Genomic DNA, 20,176 nt, shown 5'->3' with positions numbered 1-20,176 from the left:
TCGTCCTCGGGGCGGCATACAGGCAGAGTCAGGCTTATTTTTTCACGGCAGGCTGTGCGGCTTTAGGTGCGGCAGAAGAAACCGTCGCCTCCGCCTTCAACTTGTTCAGCACCGCATCACCGATACCCTTCACGTTTTTCAGCTCCTCCACCGATTTGAACGTACCGTTCTTCTGACGGTATTCCACAATCGCCTTCGCCTTAGCCGGGCCGATACCCGGCAAAGCCTCCAGTTCGGCAGAAGATGCGGTATTGATGTTCACGGCGGCCAAAGAGAATGCTGCACAGACGGCGGCAAATGCACCAAATAAAAATTTCTTCATCAGATTTTTTCCCATAACATATTTGATTGAATCAGTCATAAAGTCTACCGAATAGTTTTATCCCAAGCGGTAAACACTGTCACATACGCAGATAGGGCAACAGCCCATACCCGCATAAATGCTTACGCCATATTAACGCAAATATCGTTTTATTTCAAATATTCTAAACAGTTAACTATAACTTTCAGTACTTTTGTTCAAGAATAACAACAGGATTATCATCCCTTAATTTAAACAACAAGAATACACGAACACTCAATAGGCATCGGAATGGGTATCGGTTCATAAAGATGCACCCATTACCCTACCTCCTATCATCAAACCGACAGAAACGACAGGCATGTAAAAAGCCCCCGACATCAGTCGGGGGCTTCGGAATGGGTGTTTGGCGGTGACCTACTTTCACATGGAAGAACCACACTATCATCGGCGCTGAGTCGTTTCACGGTCCTGTTCGGGATGGGAAGGCGTGGGACCAACTCGCTATGGCCGCCAAACTTAAACTGTTACAAATCGGTAAAGCCTTAATCAGTATAAATGGTGATGACTGAATCAGTCAGTAAGCTTTTATCTTTGAAGTTCTTCAAATGATAGAGTCAAGCCTCACGAGCAATTAGTATGGGTTAGCTTCACGCGTTACCGCGCTTCCACACCCCACCTATCAACGTCCTGGTCTCGAACGACTCTTTAGTGTGGTTAAACCACAAGGGAAGTCTCATCTTCAGGCGAGTTTCGCGCTTAGATGCTTTCAGCGCTTATCTCTTCCGAACTTAGCTACCCGGCTATGCAACTGGCGTTACAACCGGTACACCAGAGGTTCGTCCACTCCGGTCCTCTCGTACTAGGAGCAGCCCCCGTCAAACTTCCAACGCCCACTGCAGATAGGGACCAAACTGTCTCACGACGTTTTAAACCCAGCTCACGTACCACTTTAAATGGCGAACAGCCATACCCTTGGGACCGACTACAGCCCCAGGATGTGATGAGCCGACATCGAGGTGCCAAACTCCGCCGTCGATATGAACTCTTGGGCGGAATCAGCCTGTTATCCCCGGAGTACCTTTTATCCGTTGAGCGATGGCCCTTCCATACAGAACCACCGGATCACTATGTCCTGCTTTCGCACCTGCTCGACTTGTCGGTCTCGCAGTTAAGCTACCTTTTGCCATTGCACTATCAGTCCGATTTCCGACCGGACCTAGGTAACCTTCGAACTCCTCCGTTACTCTTTGGGAGGAGACCGCCCCAGTCAAACTGCCTACCATGCACGGTCCCCGACCCGGATTACGGGTCTGGGTTAGAACCTCAAAGACACCAGGGTGGTATTTCAAGGACGGCTCCACAGAGACTGGCGTCTCTGCTTCAAAGCCTCCCACCTATCCTACACAAGTGACTTCAAAGTCCAATGCAAAGCTACAGTAAAGGTTCACGGGGTCTTTCCGTCTAGCAGCGGGTAGATTGCATCTTCACAACCACTTCAACTTCGCTGAGTCTCGGGAGGAGACAGTGTGGCCATCGTTACGCCATTCGTGCGGGTCGGAACTTACCCGACAAGGAATTTCGCTACCTTAGGACCGTTATAGTTACGGCCGCCGTTTACTGGGGCTTCGATCCGATGCTTGCACATCTTCAATTAACCTTCCAGCACCGGGCAGGCGTCACACCCTATACGTCCACTTTCGTGTTAGCAGAGTGCTGTGTTTTTAATAAACAGTCGCAGCCACCTATTCTCTGCGACCCTCCAGGGCTTACGGAGCAAGTCCTTAACCTTAGAGGGCATACCTTCTCCCGAAGTTACGGTATCAATTTGCCGAGTTCCTTCTCCCGAGTTCTCTCAAGCGCCTTAGAATTCTCATCCTGCCCACCTGTGTCGGTTTGCGGTACGGTTCAATTCAAACTGAAGCTTAGTGGCTTTTCCTGGAAGCGTGGTATCGGTTACTTCATGTCCGTAGACACTCGTCGTCACTTCTCGGTGTTAAGAAGACCCGGATTTGCCTAAGTCTTCCACCTACCGGCTTAAACAAGCTATTCCAACAGCTTGCTAACCTAACCTTCTCCGTCCCCACATCGCATTTGAATCAAGTACAGGAATATTAACCTGTTTCCCATCGACTACGCATTTCTGCCTCGCCTTAGGGGCCGACTCACCCTACGCCGATGAACGTTGCGTAGGAAACCTTGGGCTTTCGGCGAGCGGGCTTTTCACCCGCTTTATCGCTACTCATGTCAACATTCGCACTTCTGATACCTCCAGCACACTTTACAATGCACCTTCATCGGCCTACAGAACGCTCCCCTACCATGCCAGTAAACTGGCATCCGCAGCTTCGGTTATAGATTTGAGCCCCGTTACATCTTCCGCGCAGGACGACTCGACCAGTGAGCTATTACGCTTTCTTTAAATGATGGCTGCTTCTAAGCCAACATCCTGGCTGTCTGGGCCTTCCCACTTCGTTTACCACTTAATCTATCATTTGGGACCTTAGCTGGCGGTCTGGGTTGTTTCCCTCTTGACAACGGACGTTAGCACCCGCTGTCTGTCTCCCGAGGAACCACTTGATGGTATTCTTAGTTTGCCATGGGTTGGTAAGTTGCAATAACCCCCTAGCCATAACAGTGCTTTACCCCCATCAGTGTCTTGCTCGAGGCACTACCTAAATAGTTTTCGGGGAGAACCAGCTATCTCCGAGTTTGTTTAGCCTTTCACCCCTATCCACAGCTCATCCCCGCATTTTGCAACATGCGTGGGTTCGGTCCTCCAGTACCTGTTACGGCACCTTCAACCTGGCCATGGATAGATCACTCGGTTTCGGGTCTACACCCAGCAACTGTTCGCCCTATTAAGACTCGGTTTCCCTACGCCTCCCCTATTCGGTTAAGCTCGCTACTGAATGTAAGTCGTTGACCCATTATACAAAAGGTACGCAGTCACACCACAAGGGTGCTCCCACTGTTTGTATGCATCAGGTTTCAGGTTCTATTTCACTCCCCTCCCGGGGTTCTTTTCGCCTTTCCCTCACGGTACTGGTTCACTATCGGTCGATGATGAGTATTTAGCCTTGGAGGATGGTCCCCCCATATTCAGACAGGATTTCACGTGTCCCGCCCTACTTTTCGTACGCTTAGTACCACTGTTGAGATTTCGAATACGGGACTATCACCCACTATGGTCAAGCTTCCCAGCTTGTTCTTCTATCTCGACAGTTATTACGTACAGGCTCCTCCGCGTTCGCTCGCCACTACTTGCGGAATCTCGGTTGATTTCTTTTCCTCCGGGTACTTAGATGGTTCAGTTCTCCGGGTTCGCTTCGCTTATCCTATGTATTCAGATAAGGATACCTCCTAAGAGGTGGGTTTCCCCATTCGGACATCGCGGGATCATAGCTTTATTGCCAGCTCCCCCACGCTTTTCGCAGGCTTACACGTCCTTCGTCGCCTATCATCGCCAAGGCATCCACCTGATGCACTTATTCACTTGACTCTATCATTTCAAGAACCTCTTTGACTTCGTTTGCCTACCCGTTGACTAGGGAAGCAAACTTGAAATTCCTACTTTGATAAAGCTTACTACTTTGTTGTGTCTTAATCCTGCCTTTTGTGTTTCAGGATTAAGTCGATACAATCATCACCCAAATACTGTGTTTGTTTTCTTTTCTCTTGCGAGAGATTTTTTATCCTTTGCAAAGAACAAAAAATCAAAACAAACTCATTGTCTTTGTTTGTTGATTTCGGCTTTCCAATTTGTTAAAGATCGATGCGTCGATATTTCACTTCGCAAATCAAAATAAGCTGCTAAGTATAGCAGGCTTCCTTTGATTTGTAAAGTTCTTGGTGGAGGCAAACGGGATCGAACCGATGACCCCCTGCTTGCAAAGCAGGTGCTCTACCAACTGAGCTATGCCCCCGTTCTTGGTGGGTCTGGGAGGACTTGAACCTCCGACCCCACGCTTATCAAGCGTGTGCTCTAACCAGCTGAGCTACAAACCCGGATTCTCTTCTTAAGCGAATCTTGTCTTCACTCAAGCTTTTCTCTTCCGCATCTTTTACAGTTTACCGATAAGTGTGAATGCATCAGACCTCTTCTTTCTCTAGAAAGGAGGTGATCCAGCCGCAGGTTCCCCTACGGCTACCTTGTTACGACTTCACCCCAGTCATGAAGCATACCGTGGTAAGCGGGCTCCTTGCGGTTACCCTACCTACTTCTGGTATCCCCCACTCCCATGGTGTGACGGGCGGTGTGTACAAGACCCGGGAACGTATTCACCGCAGTATGCTGACCTGCGATTACTAGCGATTCCGACTTCATGCACTCGAGTTGCAGAGTGCAATCCGGACTACGATCGGTTTTGTGAGATTGGCTCCACCTCGCGGCTTGGCTACCCTCTGTACCGACCATTGTATGACGTGTGAAGCCCTGGTCATAAGGGCCATGAGGACTTGACGTCATCCCCACCTTCCTCCGGCTTGTCACCGGCAGTCTCATTAGAGTGCCCAACTAAATGATGGCAACTAATGACAAGGGTTGCGCTCGTTGCGGGACTTAACCCAACATCTCACGACACGAGCTGACGACAGCCATGCAGCACCTGTGTTACGGTTCCCGAAGGCACTCCTCCGTCTCTGGAGGATTCCGTACATGTCAAGACCAGGTAAGGTTCTTCGCGTTGCATCGAATTAATCCACATCATCCACCGCTTGTGCGGGTCCCCGTCAATTCCTTTGAGTTTTAATCTTGCGACCGTACTCCCCAGGCGGTCAATTTCACGCGTTAGCTACGCTACTAAGCAATCAAGTTGCCCAACAGCTAATTGACATCGTTTAGGGCGTGGACTACCAGGGTATCTAATCCTGTTTGCTACCCACGCTTTCGAGCATGAACGTCAGTGTTATCCCAGGAGGCTGCCTTCGCCATCGGTATTCCTCCACATCTCTACGCATTTCACTGCTACACGTGGAATTCTACCTCCCTCTGACACACTCTAGTCACCCAGTTCAGAACGCAGTTCCCAGGTTGAGCCCGGGGATTTCACATCCTGCTTAAGTAACCGTCTGCGCTCGCTTTACGCCCAGTAATTCCGATTAACGCTCGCACCCTACGTATTACCGCGGCTGCTGGCACGTAGTTAGCCGGTGCTTATTCTTCAGGTACCGTCATCAGCTGTCGGTATTAGCAACAGCCTTTTCTTCCCTGACAAAAGTCCTTTACAACCCGAAGGCCTTCTTCAGACACGCGGCATGGCTGGATCAGGCTTGCGCCCATTGTCCAAAATTCCCCACTGCTGCCTCCCGTAGGAGTCTGGGCCGTGTCTCAGTCCCAGTGTGGCGGATCATCCTCTCAGACCCGCTACTGATCGTCGCCTTGGTAGGCCTTTACCCCACCAACTAGCTAATCAGATATCGGCCGCTCGAATAACGCAAGGCCCGAAGGTCCCCTGCTTTCCTCCTCAGAGAATATGCGGTATTAGCTAATCTTTCGATTAGTTATCCCCCATTACTCGGTACGTTCCGATATATTACTCACCCGTTCGCCACTCGCCACCCAAGAAGCAAGCTTCTCTGTGCTGCCGTCCGACTTGCATGTGTAAAGCATGCCGCCAGCGTTCAATCTGAGCCAGGATCAAACTCTTATGTTCAATCTCTAACTTATAACTTCTGGTCTGCTTCAAAGAAACCGACAGGACAATGTCTAAAACATTATCTTGTCTGTCTTTTAAACAGTGTGAGGCCTAATGCACTCACACTTATCGGTAATCTGTTTTTTAAAGAGCGAATCGAATTATACAGTACATTTAGCAAATGTCAACTAAAATTATCGAAAATTCTAACTAACTGTGTTATACTGTCTGCTTCGTTTTCTTCACCGCGTCAGCAGCGAAGAACCGAACTATACGCCTCCCAACAAAACCAGTCAACACCTTTCGCAAAATTATTTCTAGAAATTTAACCACCACCCTGTTTTAACAGGGTTTTTATTTTATAAAAAAACTCCAACAACCTTTCTACACAATCCAAACATACAAAAAATACAAACTAAAGGCCGTCTGAAATGCTCTTTCAGACGGCCTTTTGAGGTTTCTATCTTTATATTCTTAGTCGGCGAACTGTTTTTTCATTCGTTCGCGGCGCTCTTGCGCTTCTACGGACAATGTCGCGGTCGGACGTGCCAGCAGGCGTTTGAGGCCGATGGGTTCGCCGGTATCGGCACAGAAACCGTAATCACCTTCGTCAATGCTGCGGAGAGTCGCTTGCACTTTATTGAGAAGTTTACGCTCACGATCGCGGGTGCGCAGTTCTAAAGCGTATTCTTCTTCTTGAGTAGCTCGATCAGCAGGATCGGGAGCGGATTCGTGCTCTTGAAGATGGCCGGTAGTGGTGTTTGCATTTTCAATCAGCTCTTCTTGCATTTTAACCAGTAGTTCGCGGAAGAAGGCCAATTGGTCGCTGTTCATGTAGTCCTCTTCAGGACCATCCCAGTTTAAAATATCTTGTTCTGTCAGCTTTGCCATGGTGTCTGCTTTCGGTTTGTTGTTAATGATTTGGATGCTACGGGTTTGCTTTTATTGGGTTTTCTTGAATTTCCGTTTTGGAAATTGGGCGAATCATATCATGTTTTACCTATTCATTTGTTCTTTATATTTCGATTTGCACTTTTTTGCACTACCTTACACCTAAATGTATTAAAGCGCTTTTTAGGACGTTGTATTTTTGGTCGTTAATACCTGCTGCGCTTTCAGACGGCCTATTGAAGCAACCATAGGTTGGTTTGCTGGATAAGTTGGGGAAACCATCGGGCCAGCCACAACCATAATAAGAGTGCCAATAAACTGCCTGAAAAATCGTATCGTCCTACGCGTAAGAAGGAAAACGGTTTGAGCAATGGCTGCAAGATTCGTTCGATGGCATAAGTCAACGGCGAATAGCGGCCCTGTATACTGAACACCATTCTAATAATCAGACCAATAAGTAATGTATAAGCCGCGGCTTTCAGCATATGGAGCGCGGCAAACCAGAAGTTTGCCAAAATCAGCTTATTGCTGATGGACAGCGCCGGCGAGATGAAAATAATGGCGGTACAGGCAAGGTAGTACACCAGAAAACCTGAAGGCAGGCAGTACCAATCGGTTTTCTCGCCGGATGGAAATGCTTTTTGCCAAGGTTTGGTCAGCCAGCCTGTTGCCTGTATGCTGAATTTGAGCAGGGGTTGTTCTGCTGCCAATCCTGCGTATCGGAGCAAAAAGCGCGTGATACACAGGATGGCAATAGCGTCTGCCAATAATAGGAGCAAGTCGCCGCGCATGTTCAGACGGCCTTATATTGTTGCGCCATTTCTTGCGAACGTTTGACGCAGGCTTCTACACCCTGTTCGATGGCTTCGGCAACGTGACGGACTTTGAAGGTTTCGATGGCTTCGTGTGTCGTGCCGCCTTTGGAAGTTACGTTTTGCTGTAATTGTGCGAATGCTTCGCCGGTTTGTTCGGCCAAAGCCACTGCGCCTTTAAATGTAGCAAGGCTCAGTTCGCGTGCGTCTTGCTCATTGAAACCTTGTGCTAAGGCCGCATTTTGGAGAGCGCCCAACAGATAGAAAACATAGGCGGGGCCGCTGCCGCTGATGCCGGTAATATTGTGGAGTTGCTCTTCCTCGTTCAGCCAAACGGTTGTACCGACAGAGCGCATGATGCCGTCTGCAGCGGCACGGTCGGTTTCTGAAACACTTGCATCGGCAAACATACCGGATACGCCCAAACCGATTTTGGCCGGCGTATTGGGCATGATGCGTACGATACGGCGTGTGCCACCCAGATAATGGCTGAGGGTATCGATGGACAAACCTGCCGCTACGGACAACACCAGCGCACCATTTAAACGGATGTTTTGACAGGCTGCCTGCATGTCTTGCGGTTTGACGGCGAGAATGAGGATGTCGTCCTCACTCAATTCGGGCAGATTTTCAGAAGTGGCTACGCCCAATTCTTGCACCAGTTGCGCCCGTCTTTCGGCGCCGCGTTCGACAATGTGGACACGATAGCCGTCTTGTTTGACCAAACCGCCTGCAATGGCAGTCGCCATATTGCCGCCGCCAAGAAAATAGATATTCATATATATGTTACTCCTTTGTGATATCGATCAGGCCGTCTGAAACTGCTGTCTGCCCTGTTCAGACGGCCTATTACTTTTATTGAGGATAATGCCGCTTGCCGAAAATCGCGCTGCCGATGCGGACATGGGTTGCGCCGCATTCTACCGCGATTGGCATATCTCCGGACATACCCATAGACAAAACATCTACTTCAACGCCTGCCGCGTTCAGCTCAGCCAACAGCCGTTGCATGGTGTGAAACTGGCCGCGTAACTCATCGTCGCTGCTGTCGGCCTTGGCCACACACATCAATCCGCGCACTTTAATATTCGGCAACTTGGCCACTTCAAGGGCCAGCTCGACCGCTTCATCGGGCGCCACGCCGTGTTTTGCCTCTTCCGCGGCAATGTTTACTTCAATACACACCTGCAACGGCGGCATTTCAGACGGCCTTTGTTCGCTCAAGCGTCGCGCCGTTTTCAGACGGCCTATCGTATGCACCCAATGTGCGCGCTCGGCCACAAATTTGGTTTTATTAGACTGCACATCGCCGATAACGTGCCAAACAATATCCGGCAAATCGACCAGCGTTTCCGTTTTTTCAAACCATTCCTGAATATAGTTCTCGCCAAAATCGCGCTGACCGGCCGTATACACTTCGCGGATATCGTCTGCCGGAAACGTCTTGCTGACCGCTACCAGCTTCACCGCATCCGCAGGCCGTCCTGCAGCCTTAGCCGCCTGTTCAACCGCCCGGCATACGTCCTGATAGTTTTGTTGCAATACCGACATGGTTTTCTCCTTTAACCCGTTCATCACTCGGCATTTTGAAAATTTTACTTGGTCGAACGGATTTATCTATTTAAAATAAAGCGATTTTATTATTCTAAACCAAAACAAGGCCACATTATGCAGATTACCGACTTACTCGCGTTCGGCGTGAAAAACAAAGCCTCCGACCTCCATTTGAGTTCTGGCATTTCCCCCATGATACGCGTACACGGCGACATCCGCCGCATCAACCTGCCCGAGATGAGCTCGGAAGAAGTCGGTACCATGATTACCTCGGTCATGAACGACCACCAGCGCAAGCTCTATCAACAGGATTTTGAAGTCGATTTCTCATTTGAGCTGCCTAATGTTGCCCGTTTCCGCGTCAACGCCTTTATGACCGAACGCGGCCCGGCTGCCGTATTCCGTACCATTCCGAGCACCGTTCTGACGCTGGAAGAATTGCGTGCGCCGCGCATTTTCCAAAAAATTGCCGAAAATCCGCGCGGTTTGGTCTTGGTAACCGGCCCGACCGGTTCGGGTAAATCCACCACGCTGGCGGCGATGGTCAACTACATCAACGAAACCCAACCGGCCCACATTCTGACCATCGAAGACCCGATTGAGTTCGTCCACCAAAGCAAAAAGGCGCTCATCAACCAGCGCGAGCTGCATCAGCACACCCACAGCTTTACCAACGCCCTGCGTTCCGCACTGCGCGAAGACCCAGACGTGATTTTGATCGGTGAGATGCGCGACCCTGAAACCATCTCCCTCGCCCTGACCGCCGCCGAAACCGGCCACTTGGTTTTCGGCACGCTGCACACGACCGGCGCCGCCAAAACCATTGACCGTATTGTCGACGTATTCCCCGCAGGCGAAAAAGAAATCGTGCGCTCCATGTTGTCCGAATCCTTGCGCGCCATCATTTCCCAAACCCTGCTGAAAACCCGCGACGGCAACGGCCGCGTCGCCGCACACGAAATCCTGATTTCCACACCGGCCGTGCGCAACCTCATCCGCGAAAACAAAATCGCCCAAATCAACGCCGCCCTCCAAACCGGTCAGGCCCACGGTATGCAAACCCTCGATCAAGCCCTGCAAACCCTTGTCCGCCAAGGCACCATCAGCCCCGAGCTGGCACGCAGCAAGGCGCAAAACATCGAAAACCTCTCTGTTTTCTAAACCATACCCAGGCCGTCTGAACCCCATCATCCCGTTTTCAGACGGCCTTTCAGTCTGACCGAATACCCGTTTTAAAGAGAATCATCATGAGCGACCTCGCCCCTCTGCACGACCTGTTAAGCGAAATGGTGCAAGCCTACTCACAAAAAAACCAAGCACCGCACATCCCGACCCCGGCCGAAATCGGCACGCATCTTCACCCCCTGCTCGACCGTATGTGTGAAGAGGCCGAAAAACGCAACGCATCCGACATCTTCATCAGCGCAGGCTTTCCCCCTGCCATCAAAGTCGGCGGCACCCTCACGCCCATGCCCCACAAAGCGCTGACCGGCGCGGACACCGCCGCCATCGCCGAATCCACCATGAACCCCGACCAGCTCGAAGCCTTCAATCGCGACTGGGAAATCAACTATTCCGTCCAATCGCGCAGCAACACGCGCTACCGCGTCAACGCCTACCACGAGCAAGGCCGCGTCGGCATGGTATTGCGCCGCGTCAGCCAAGACATTCCCGAAATGAAGACCCTCGGTTTGCCCGAAAAACTCCAAGAGCTTGCACTCGCGCCGCGCGGCCTGCTGATCCTCGCCGGCCCGACCGGTTCGGGTAAGTCCACCACCATGGCCTCCATGCTCAACTACCGCAACCAAAAGCTGCCCGGCCATATCGTCACCATCGAAGATCCCATCGAGTTTATCTACAAACCTTGCCGCAGCATCTTCACCCAGCGCGAAATCGGCATCGATACCGACAACTGGAAAATTGCCGTTCAAAGCGCCATGCGTCAAGCGCCTGACGTCGTCTGTATCGGCGAAGTCCGCAGCGAAGAAAGCATGGAATACGCCCTTCAACTGGCTCAAACCGGCCATCTGTGCGTTTTCACCATCCATGCCAGTACGGCCTCCCAAACCATCGAGCGCATTATCAACTTCTATCCGGAAGACCGCCGCCAACAAGTTTTGATGGATTTGGCGTTAAACCTCGTCGGCATCATCGGCCAACGCCTCACCATCAAGAAAAACCGCCAACGCACGGCCGTTACCGACCTCCTGCTCAACACTCCGGCCATGCAGGACCTGATTTTCAAAGGCGAATTGCTGGAAATCCGCGACCTGATGGCACGCTCCGGCAGCAACGGCATGCAGACGTTCGACCAAAACCTCTTCAACCTCTACGCACAGGGCCAAATCGAACTCAGCGAAGCCCTGCGCCAAGCAGTTTCCGCCAACGATTTGCGCCTGCGCATTCAAATGCACGACGAGGGCAACAATACCGAGCGTCTCTACGACCGCATCAGCGACCTCAACCTGATGACCTGATGGCGCAAGCCAAAAAAGGCCGTCTGAACAAATGTGGAAACGAAATCAAGTATTTCCCCGTATCCGTTCAGACGGCCTTATCCTATTTCAAACATTCTGAAACCGACTGAAAATCCTGTTAAAATCCAATCATTCACCTCATAACGAATAATAAACAACACCATCATGAACACTCCGCCGCTCAAACCTCTGATCATTGCCTCCCTGCCCGTCTTCGCCAGCGTGTTCATCGCCGCCACCCTCGTTTGGCACTTCAACACGCCTAAGCTCGTCATGCCCTTCGTACTCGGCATTATTGCCGGCGGTTTGGTCGACTTGGACAACCGCCTCACAGGCCGTCTGAAAAACATCGTCATCACCGTTGCCCTGTTCACCCTCTCCTCACTGCTTGCCCAAAGCACCATCGGCACAGGCGTTCCCTTCATCTTGGCCATGACCCTGATGACTTTCGGCTTCACCATCCTCGGCACCGTCGGCCTCAAATACCGCACCTTCGCTTTCGGTGCGCTCGCCGTCGCCACCTACACCACGCTGACCTACACACCCGAGACCTACTGGCTGACCAACCCCGTCATGATTCTGTTGGGCACTGTCCTATACAGCGTCAACACCCTGATCTTCCAAATCATCCTGCCCCACCGCCCCGTCCAAGAAACCGTTGCCAACGCCTACGACGCACTCAGCAACTACTTCGATGCCAAAGCCGACTTTTTCGACCCCGACGAAGCCGCATGGTTGGGCAACCGCCAAATCGACTTGGCCATGAGCAACACCGGCGTGATTACCGCCTTCAACCAATGCCGCGGCGCACTTTTCTACCGATTGCGCGGCCAACACCGCCATCCGCGTACCGCCAAAATGCTGCGCTACTACCTCAGCGCGCAAGACATGCACGAACGCATCAGCTCCGCCCACGTCGATTACAGCGAAATGGCCGAGCAGCTCAAAAACACCGACCTCATCTTCCGCATCCGCCGCCTGCTCGAAATGCAGGGTCAGGCATGCCGCAACATTGCCGCCACCCTGCGCAACAACAAACCCTACGCATACAGCAAACGCCTCGGCCGCGCCATGGAAGGCTGCCGCCAGTCCCTCGGCCATTTTGCCGAGACCCACGCCGACAATGCCAACCTCCACAATATCCGCCGCCTGCTCGACAACCTCAGCAGTGTCGATTACCAACTGCGGCAACTGCAAAACGATGCGTCCCTTGCCGAAAACGACAACACCGACACCCGCATCGCCGCCCTTGAAAACACCAAATTCCGCAATATCGGCGAGACCGTCCTCAGCCAGCTCAATTTCGACTCCGGCGTCTTCCGCCATGCCACCCGCCTCTCCATCGTCGTGGCCGCGGCCTGCATCATTGTCGAAATCCTTCATCTCAATCTCGGCTACTGGATTCTGCTGACCGCCCTTTTCGTCTGCCAGCCCAACTACACCGCCACCAAAAGCCGCGTGTACCAACGTATCGCCGGTACGATTCTCGGCGTAATTGTCGGTTCGCTCGTTCCCTACTTCACCCCGTCTGTTGAAACCAAGCTTTGGATTGTCATCGCCAGCACCACCCTGTTCTTCATGACCCGGAGCTACAAATACAGCTTCTCCACCTTCTTTATCACCATCCAAGCCCTGACCAGCCTCTCGCTTGCCGGTTTGGACGTGTACCACGCCATGCCCATCCGCATCATCGACACCATCGTCGGTTCCGTTATCGCATGGGCCGCCGCCACCTACCTCTGGCCCGATTGGCGTTACCTCACCCTCAGCCATACTGCCGCCCAAACCATTACTGCCAACGGCCGCTATCTCGACGCCATCCTCGACCAGCTGCAAAACGGCAGCCGCGACGATTTCGACTACCGCCTCACCCGCCGCCAAGCCCACGAAAGCACCGCTGCCCTCAGCAGCACCCTGTCCGACATGAGCAGCAACCCGAAAAAATACCAAGACCGCCTGCAAGACAGTTTTACCCTGCTCAAAACCAGCTATGCGCTGACCGGCCACATTTCCGCGCTCGGTGCATACCGCGACCAAGTCCGAATCGACGGCAACGACGGCTTTGCGCCCTATGCCAAGCTGACCCACCACATCGCCGAGTTGCTGACCCAAATGCCCCAAACCGACCCCGAAGCTTTTGAAACGGCCATGACCCAAATCCGTCAGGAATTTGCCGAGCTTGAACAAAACACACAAGCGCAGCAAGACCACATCCTCAAACACCAGCTCGACCTGATCATCCGCCAGCTTACCCCGTGCTATCAGGCATTGCACCGACAGGCCGACGTAGAGGCCGTCTGAAAAGAGCCGGACGCTTTCCAGACTGTTTAGCAACAAGTCTGCCAACCATCGGCGTTGAATCCAGCTAAACACTTCCTCAAATAAAAACCAAAAAACAAAAGGCCGTCTGAAACCTGATTTCCAGATTTCAGACGGCCTTTATTTTTAACAATCGATATTAAAACCGATTATGCGCCGCGTTTTTCCAAAGCAGCAACAGCAGGCAACTCTTTACCTTCCAAGAACTCAAGGAACGCGCCGCCGCCGGTAGAGATGTAGCTGATTTGATCGGTTACGCCGAATTTGGCAATCGCCGCCAAAGTGTCGCCGCCGCCGGCAATCGAGAACGCATCGCTTTGGGCAATCGCTTCGGCCAATACTTTGGTACCGCCGGCAAATTGGTCAAATTCAAACACGCCGACCGGGCCATTCCATACAACCGTACCGGCAGCTTTGAGCAAATCGGCCAAAGCAGCAGCGGATTTCGGGCCGATGTCCAAAATCATGTCGTCTTCGGCAACGTCGGCAATGTCTTTCACCACCGCTTCCGCATCAGCGGCAAAGGCTTTAGCGACAACCACATCGGTCGGCAGCGGAACAGAGCCGCCTTTTGCCGCCATTTTCGCCATGATTTTTTTAGATTCTTCCACCAAATCATGTTCGGCCAAAGATTTGCCGATGGCTTTGCCTTCTGCCAACAGGAAGGTATTGGCAATGCCGCCGCCGACGATGAGTTGGTCGACTTTGTCGGCCAAAGATTCGAGGATGGTCAGTTTGGTAGACACTTTGCTGCCGGCAACGATGGCAACCATCGGATGAGCCGGTTGTTTCAGGGCTTTGCCCAAAGCGTCAAGTTCGCCCGCCATCAACACGCCGGCGCAGGCAACCGGTGCGGCTTGGGCAACGGCTTCAGTCGAAGCCTGGGCGCGGTGGGCGGTACCGAATGCGTCGTTGACGAACACGTCGCACAAAGAAGCGTAGGCTTTGCCCAGCTCCAAGTCGTTTTTCTTCTCGCCTTTGTTGATGCGCACGTTTTGCAGCATCACGACATCACCGGCGTTTAAAGTCGGTTTGTTTTCACGCCAGTCGTTCAATACTTTCACGTCTTTGCCCAACAGTTTGCCCAAATGCGCGGCAACAGGTGCCACATCGTCTTCAGGATGAAATTCGCCTTCGGTCGGACGGCCGAGGTGGGTCATCACGATCACAGACGCGCCGTTGTCCAAGCAGTATTTGATGGATGCGAGCGAAGCGCGGATACGGGTGTCGTTGCTGATGTTGCCGTCTTTGAACGGTACGTTCATATCGGCGCGGATCAGAACGGTTTTGCCTTGAACATTTTGTTCGGTCAGTTTCAAAAATGCCATGATGATTCCTTTGTGATGGTTGGAAACGGGAATGTTTGGGATTATCCGCGAATGAGGGGCGACGGTAAAGATTGGCAACGACCGCGCTTGATGTGAATCAGCAGATAAGGCCCGGGCCGTCTGAAACATTCGGCCAATCTTTCAGATTTTCCGCTATACTTTGGCGATTGATTTTCATTTTACGGATTGAACCATGTTACGCCGAATTGCTTTAATGCTTGCCTTCGCGCTGCCTGCCGCCTCATGGGCGCAGACGCTTTCTGAAACCCTGCCCAACGGTCTGAAAATCATCGTCAAAGAAGACCATCGCGCACCTGTGGCCGTTTCGCAGATTTGGTACAAAATCGGCAGCGTGGATGAGAAACCGGGCAAAAGCGGCCTGAGCCACGCTTTGGAACACATGATGTTTAAAGGCACGAAAGACGTCCCCTCCGGCGAATTCAACCGCCGCGTGTCCGAGCTGGGCGGACAAAACAATGCCTATACCAACCGAAATGAAACGGTCTATTATGAAAACGTTGCCGCCGCCAACCTGCCCGAGATCCTGAAGCTCGAGGCAGACCGAATGCACAACCTCAACTTCAGCGACAAAGAATTCCTCAACGAGATGAACGTCATCCGTGAAGAACGCCGCCAGCGCACGGAAGACTCGGCCGACGGCAAAATGTGGGAACAAGCCTATCTTGCCGCTTTTACCCAACCGTCCATGCGCGCCTCCGTCATCGGCTACATGAAAGATTTGCACACCCTAAAAGCCGACGACTTGCGCGCGTGGTACAAACAATATTACGCGCCCAACAATGCCGTATTGGTCATTGTCGGCGATGTCGATGCCAAACAAACGCTTCAGACGGCCGCCAAACTCTTTGGCGATATTCCGGCCAAAGCCCAGCCGCCGCGCAACAAACTCCATACCGAACCCTATTTGCGCAAGCCTGTTACGGTCAAAGCCACTTCTCCGGTTACACACCAGCCGCTGATTGCCATCAACTTCCGTGTGCCGAAACTCCAAAAACTCGATGACACGATGCCTTTCGCCCTCGACATCCTCTCCGATATTTTGGCAGGCAACGCGTCCAGCCGTTTTGATAAAAACCTCGTGCGCGGCAAGCAAACCGCATTGAACGCAGGAACGCATTACGACATCATCAGCCGTGAAATGCCGCTGTTCAGCGTCATGGCCATGCCTGCCGAAGGCGTGAAAACCGATACTTTGATTGCCCAGCTGCGCCAAGAAATCAAAGACATTGCCGACCACGGCGTTTCCGAAGAAGAATTGCAGCGCGTCAAAACCCAGGCAGCGGTCAGCGAAATCTACGCCAAAGACTCCATGTCTTCCCAAGCCTCCATGATGGGCCGCCTCGAAGCGCGCGGTTTCCAATATACCGACGAACAAGAAATCCACCGCCGCTTACAGGCAGTCAGCGCACAAGAAGTACAGGCTGCCGCCCGGATGTTGACCGACGATCGCATGAGTACCGTCATCATCGAGCCGCAAAAACCTGCCACCGCGCCAAACAAAAAAGTTGCCAAACGCCGATAAACATCAGGCCGTCTGAAAGCCCATAACCTTTCAGACGGCCTTAACAGAAAGCCACAACATGAAACCCACCCTGCTCGCCCTTGCCCTACTCCTGCCCTTAAGCGTCCAAGCCGCCACCGACATCCAACGCTGGCGCAACCGCGACGGCACCCAAATCCTCCTTGTCGAACGCCACGAAAACCCCATCATCGACCTTGAAGTCAGCTTCAAGGGCGCAGGCAGCGTCGCCAATCCGGACGGCAAAAGCCAAGTTGCCGAATTTACCGCCGCCCTCCTGACCGACGGCACCCAAGAGCTGGACGAAGAAGCCTTCAATGCCGAAGCCGACAACATCGGCGCACAAATCAGCAGCGACAGCAATGCCGAAAGTGCATCCGCAGGCTTCCGCAGCCTCAGCAAAGCCGACATCCGCGACAAAGCCGCCAACTTGCTCAACCACTCGCTAACCCGTCCGCGTTTTGACGAAGCCGTTTTCCGCCGCCGTCAAATCCAATCCATTACCGGCTTGCAACAACAGGAAACCACCCCCGACTACACCGCCACGCGCGAACTGACCAAGCTCATCTACCCGAATCACCCTTACGGCAGTGGCGCAAACATAACCGTCGACAGCCTTAAACAAGTTAGTCTGGACGACATCCGCGCCTTCCACCGCACCCACTACGGCAAAGACAACGCCATCGTCGCCATCGTCGGCGACCTCAACCGCAAACAGGCAGAGCAACTGGTCGAACGCGTCCTCAAAGACCTGCCGACCAAAGCCACCGCAACCCATGCCATCCCGCCCGTTCCCAAACAAACCGCCCAACGCCGCGACATCCCCTTTGCCGGCACACAGGCACAAGTCCTGCTCGGCACCTCCCTCATCAAACGCCACGACCCCGACTACTACGCCCTCGTTGCCGGCAACTACATCCTCGGCGGCGGCGGTTTCGACAGCCGCCTCATGAAAGTTTTGCGCGACCAACACGGCTACACCTACGGCGTATACAGCAGCCTCGCCCCGGCGACAGAAGAAGGCACGTTTGCCGTTTCCTATTCCACCCAAAAGAAAAACACCAAAGCCTCACTGGCTGACACCCAAGCCGTCATCGAGCAGTTTATCGCCGAAGGCCCGACCGAAGCCGAGCTGAAACAGGCCAAAGCCAACATCGTCGGCAGCTTTCCCCTGCGCTACGACTCCAACGACAAGCTGCTCAACTACCTGAGCCTGATCGGCCTCTACGACCTGCCCAACGACTACTTGGAAGCCTATCCCAAAGCCATCAACAGCCTGACCGTCAAACAAGTCCGCGACGCATGGCAACGCCGCATCAAATTCAAAGACCTCAACACCGTCGTTGTCGGTGCAGAATAAAACGCTTTAAAACAACAGGCCGTCTGAAAGATTTTTCAGACGGCCTGTTTTCATTCTGTCGGTTTGCTGATCTTGTCATCAGAGGCAACTCTAATCAATAAAATATCAGTCACAATCAGCTGTTGTTGTACATTTATAATGAAAGCAAAGACATCATAAATAGCCTCTCTATTACTGAAACCGACAAACATAAAGGCCGAGACCTTTGCAAAATTCCTTTTCCCCCGACAGCCGAAACCTAAACATAGATTTTCGGCTGTTTCCATTCCAAATCACTCCTGACTCTACTCAAATACCCCCTTAATTCCCCTTGGATGCCTGATTAATCAGGCATCCGGTCACCTTTTAGGCGGCAACAGGCGCACTTAGCCTGTTGGCGGCTTTCAAAAGATTCACATCGCCTTCAGATGGCTTTGCGCACTCACTTTGAGCAGACCAAAATAGGCTGCCCTAGCATAGCGGAACTTACGGTGCAGCGTACCAAAGCTTTGTTCGACCACATAACGGGTTTTCGACAAATATCGGTTGCGTTTGGTTTGCGCTTCCGACAGTGGATGTTTGCGATGGGCTTTGCGCATAATGCCGTCCTGCAGCCGATGCTCTTTCAGATGTTGCCGGTTTTCCTCACTGTCATAGCCTTTGTCGGCATAGACGGTCGTACTTTCAGCAATGCCTTCCAACAAAGGCAACAGGTGTTTGCACTCATGGGCATTGGCGGGGGTAATGTGCAGTTTCTCGATATAGCCTTCCTCATCGGTACGGGTATGTTGTTTGTAACCGAGTTTGTAGAGGCCGTTTTTCTTTGTGTGGGGTGGTGTTAGTTTTGTCATAGATATATAACGAGAAAAAAAGGCGGAAATTATTGAAAGGATAAGGAAATTTAAAAAAGTGGTGGAAATTTTAGAATTGCGAAAAAAGCGCGAAATCTGACAGTTTTTTGTCAGTTTCGCGCTTTTTTTGTCATGGGAATTATCGGGAAGTTGTTTATTTTGATATGCCGCAGCTCCAGAGGTATTTGCCGAGGATTTGGAAGTCGGCGGGGGTGGAGGCAGACAGGGTTAGTTGGGTTGTCGGGTAGATGGATTTATTTGGGTTGTCGCTGATGATATTGAGTGTATCGGCGGTCAGGCGTTGCAGGCGTTTGACCCGGAGTTCGTCTTGCTGCCGGAACAGGTAGATTCCTTCGCGGGTGTAGCGCGTGGCGGTTTGCCATAGGACGGTGCCTTGGTCGATTAGGGTTGGGAACATGCTGTCCCCGTCGATGCGGGTACAGAAGCAGTCTGCGGGGGAGAGCTGCAGGTGTTTGAAGAAGGCGGTTCGGAACCACATGGCTTCGGGGTTGGTATCCCACGGTATTGCGCCGCTGCCTGCGCTGGCGAAGACTTCTTTGTAATAGCGGACGGGTACGATGTCGCGCGTATCCTGACGTGCCGCCCAGTCTGCGTAATCCATATTTTCGATATGCGCTACATCGGGTTGAGTGTTGCGGACTTCAAGCGGTGTGTCTGTTTCCGCGCCATCTATCAAATGGAGCAAGCCTTTTTGTTCCAATTCATCAATAACATAAGGAGGAAGAGGGTAGATTCTTTTAACACCTTTCTTCCCACCTTGTGAAGGTGCTTCTTCATATTCCCAATGTTCTCTTTCTGCCCTGTATTGAATGGCGCGTGTTGTATTCGGCAGGCTTATCAGATTCAACTGGGTAATCAAATTCTGAATTTCAGAGATGCTGAATTTTGGCTCTTTCATTTCCATGCTCCAATTAAAAACATGGAAAAAATCTTAGAAATTATTTTCATATTTAAAACAATCACTTGTCAAAACAACATAGAAAAGCATGGAAATTTTAGTTGCGAAATAATTTCCAAGTTATATAATGTTAAAAACAGCGAAACGGCAACTTTAAAACAGTATAACCGATTTTGCAGTGTTCTTTAACAATTTGGAAATAGCCAAAA

Annotated in this window: 13 protein-coding genes, 2 tRNA genes, 3 rRNA genes and 1 pseudogene; 5 read left to right on the top strand and 14 right to left on the bottom strand. The window is 51.9% G+C overall.

All coding sequences use genetic code 11. From position 1 onward, the window contains the following. Positions 1-34: 34 nt before the first annotated feature. The 10 genes from CYJ98_RS09490 to CYJ98_RS09445 all read right to left on the bottom strand — a co-directional run bounded on the left by CYJ98_RS09490 (position 35) and on the right by CYJ98_RS09445 (position 9,191). The gene (locus CYJ98_RS09490) at positions 35-322 is read right to left on the bottom strand and encodes a ComEA family DNA-binding protein (protein ID WP_070813709.1); all 288 of its coding nucleotides are present in this window, start codon (positions 320-322) and stop codon (positions 35-37) included. 383 nt (positions 323-705) lie between these two features. Further along, positions 706-819, bottom strand: a 5S ribosomal RNA gene (gene rrf / locus CYJ98_RS09485). 95 nt (positions 820-914) lie between these two features. Then, positions 915-3,803, bottom strand: a 23S ribosomal RNA gene (locus CYJ98_RS09480). 348 nt (positions 3,804-4,151) lie between these two features. Further along, positions 4,152-4,227: transfer RNA gene (locus CYJ98_RS09475), tRNA-Ala, on the bottom strand. Positions 4,228-4,232: 5 nt separating this feature from the next. Then, a tRNA-Ile gene (locus tag CYJ98_RS09470) sits at positions 4,233-4,309 on the bottom strand. A 105-nt stretch (positions 4,310-4,414) separates the two neighbouring features. Further along, positions 4,415-5,955, bottom strand: a 16S ribosomal RNA gene (locus CYJ98_RS09465). Together the 16S, 23S and 5S rRNA genes with 2 tRNA genes alongside form the textbook arrangement of a ribosomal RNA operon. Positions 5,956-6,411: 456 nt before the next feature. Further along, positions 6,412-6,828, bottom strand: a complete 417-nt coding sequence (gene dksA, locus CYJ98_RS09460; protein WP_004519243.1) for an RNA polymerase-binding protein DksA — start codon at positions 6,826-6,828, stop codon at positions 6,412-6,414. Between the two features lie 233 nt (positions 6,829-7,061). Continuing rightward, positions 7,062-7,619, bottom strand: coding sequence for a YggT family protein (locus tag CYJ98_RS09455; protein ID WP_101755624.1), 558 nt, complete (start codon positions 7,617-7,619; stop codon positions 7,062-7,064). Between the two features lie 2 nt (positions 7,620-7,621). Beyond that, positions 7,622-8,419, bottom strand: a complete 798-nt coding sequence (proC, locus tag CYJ98_RS09450; RefSeq protein ID WP_101755625.1) for a pyrroline-5-carboxylate reductase — start codon at positions 8,417-8,419, stop codon at positions 7,622-7,624. A 76-nt stretch (positions 8,420-8,495) separates the two neighbouring features. Continuing rightward, entirely contained in the window at positions 8,496-9,191 is a 696-nt protein-coding gene (locus CYJ98_RS09445; RefSeq protein ID WP_101755626.1) for a YggS family pyridoxal phosphate-dependent enzyme, read from the bottom strand. 117 nt (positions 9,192-9,308) lie between these two features. Between CYJ98_RS09445 and CYJ98_RS09440 the strand changes: the two genes are divergently transcribed. The 3 genes from CYJ98_RS09440 (at position 9,309) to yccS (ending at position 13,972) form a co-directional block, all read left to right on the top strand. Beyond that, positions 9,309-10,355, top strand: coding sequence for a type IV pilus twitching motility protein PilT (locus CYJ98_RS09440; RefSeq protein WP_004519239.1), 1,047 nt, complete (start codon positions 9,309-9,311; stop codon positions 10,353-10,355). An 86-nt stretch (positions 10,356-10,441) separates the two neighbouring features. Further along, entirely contained in the window at positions 10,442-11,671 is a 1,230-nt protein-coding gene (locus CYJ98_RS09435; protein ID WP_039861910.1) for a PilT/PilU family type 4a pilus ATPase, read from the top strand. Between the two features lie 165 nt (positions 11,672-11,836). Beyond that, complete coding sequence (gene yccS / locus CYJ98_RS09430; RefSeq protein WP_101755627.1) at positions 11,837-13,972, top strand: YccS family putative transporter; 2,136 nt, start codon at positions 11,837-11,839, stop codon at positions 13,970-13,972. A 167-nt stretch (positions 13,973-14,139) separates the two neighbouring features. Here the strand turns inward: yccS and CYJ98_RS09425 are convergent, their stop codons facing one another. Beyond that, positions 14,140-15,318 (bottom strand): phosphoglycerate kinase, encoded by a 1,179-nt coding sequence (locus tag CYJ98_RS09425; protein ID WP_101755628.1) that lies wholly within the window; start codon positions 15,316-15,318, stop codon positions 14,140-14,142. 193 nt (positions 15,319-15,511) lie between these two features. On the opposite strand from CYJ98_RS09425, the gene CYJ98_RS09420 reads away from it, so the two are divergent. Then, positions 15,512-16,861, top strand: a complete 1,350-nt coding sequence (locus CYJ98_RS09420) for a M16 family metallopeptidase (RefSeq protein WP_101755629.1) — start codon at positions 15,512-15,514, stop codon at positions 16,859-16,861. A 58-nt stretch (positions 16,862-16,919) separates the two neighbouring features. Beyond that, the gene (locus CYJ98_RS09415) at positions 16,920-18,218 is read left to right on the top strand and encodes a M16 family metallopeptidase (RefSeq protein WP_101755630.1); all 1,299 of its coding nucleotides are present in this window, start codon (positions 16,920-16,922) and stop codon (positions 18,216-18,218) included. Positions 18,219-18,268: 50 nt separating this feature from the next. On the opposite strand, the gene CYJ98_RS09410 is transcribed toward CYJ98_RS09415, so the two are convergent. From CYJ98_RS09410 to CYJ98_RS09400, 3 genes and pseudogenes are all read right to left on the bottom strand, one after another. Beyond that, positions 18,269-18,484, bottom strand: coding sequence for a hypothetical protein (locus CYJ98_RS09410; protein WP_167382862.1), 216 nt, complete (start codon positions 18,482-18,484; stop codon positions 18,269-18,271). 79 nt (positions 18,485-18,563) lie between these two features. After that, positions 18,564-19,024 (bottom strand): annotated as a pseudogene (locus CYJ98_RS09405) (transposase); the annotation flags it as partial. Positions 19,025-19,202: 178 nt separating this feature from the next. After that, complete coding sequence (locus tag CYJ98_RS09400; RefSeq protein ID WP_063076376.1) at positions 19,203-19,967, bottom strand: S24 family peptidase; 765 nt, start codon at positions 19,965-19,967, stop codon at positions 19,203-19,205. Positions 19,968-20,176 lie beyond the last annotated feature (209 nt).

It is taken from the genome of Neisseria perflava (genome assembly GCF_002863305.2).
GTDB lineage: Bacteria > Pseudomonadota > Gammaproteobacteria > Burkholderiales > Neisseriaceae > Neisseria > Neisseria perflava_A.
Note: the sequence above shows the minus strand (reverse complement) of the source record. Positions and strands in the feature narration are given on the sequence as shown.

Excerpts from the sequence above, each read along its gene's own strand:
- CYJ98_RS09410 (WP_167382862.1), bottom strand. The coding sequence starts at position 18,484 with ATGGAAACAGCCGAAAATCTATGTTTAGGTTTCGGCTGTCGGGGGAAA.
- CYJ98_RS09435 (WP_039861910.1), top strand. The coding sequence starts at position 10,442 with ATGAGCGACCTCGCCCCTCTGCACGACCTGTTAAGCGAAATGGTGCAA.
- CYJ98_RS09400 (WP_063076376.1), bottom strand. The coding sequence starts at position 19,967 with ATGAAAGAGCCAAAATTCAGCATCTCTGAAATTCAGAATTTGATTACC.
- CYJ98_RS09490 (WP_070813709.1), bottom strand. The coding sequence starts at position 322 with ATGAAGAAATTTTTATTTGGTGCATTTGCCGCCGTCTGTGCAGCATTC.
- CYJ98_RS09415 (WP_101755630.1), top strand. The coding sequence starts at position 16,920 with ATGAAACCCACCCTGCTCGCCCTTGCCCTACTCCTGCCCTTAAGCGTC.
- CYJ98_RS09440 (WP_004519239.1), top strand. The coding sequence starts at position 9,309 with ATGCAGATTACCGACTTACTCGCGTTCGGCGTGAAAAACAAAGCCTCC.
- CYJ98_RS09420 (WP_101755629.1), top strand. The coding sequence starts at position 15,512 with ATGTTACGCCGAATTGCTTTAATGCTTGCCTTCGCGCTGCCTGCCGCC.
- CYJ98_RS09445 (WP_101755626.1), bottom strand. The coding sequence starts at position 9,191 with ATGTCGGTATTGCAACAAAACTATCAGGACGTATGCCGGGCGGTTGAA.
- CYJ98_RS09425 (WP_101755628.1), bottom strand. The coding sequence starts at position 15,318 with ATGGCATTTTTGAAACTGACCGAACAAAATGTTCAAGGCAAAACCGTT.
- CYJ98_RS09455 (WP_101755624.1), bottom strand. The coding sequence starts at position 7,619 with ATGCGCGGCGACTTGCTCCTATTATTGGCAGACGCTATTGCCATCCTG.
- yccS (WP_101755627.1), top strand. The coding sequence starts at position 11,837 with ATGAACACTCCGCCGCTCAAACCTCTGATCATTGCCTCCCTGCCCGTC.
- proC (WP_101755625.1), bottom strand. The coding sequence starts at position 8,419 with ATGAATATCTATTTTCTTGGCGGCGGCAATATGGCGACTGCCATTGCA.
- dksA (WP_004519243.1), bottom strand. The coding sequence starts at position 6,828 with ATGGCAAAGCTGACAGAACAAGATATTTTAAACTGGGATGGTCCTGAA.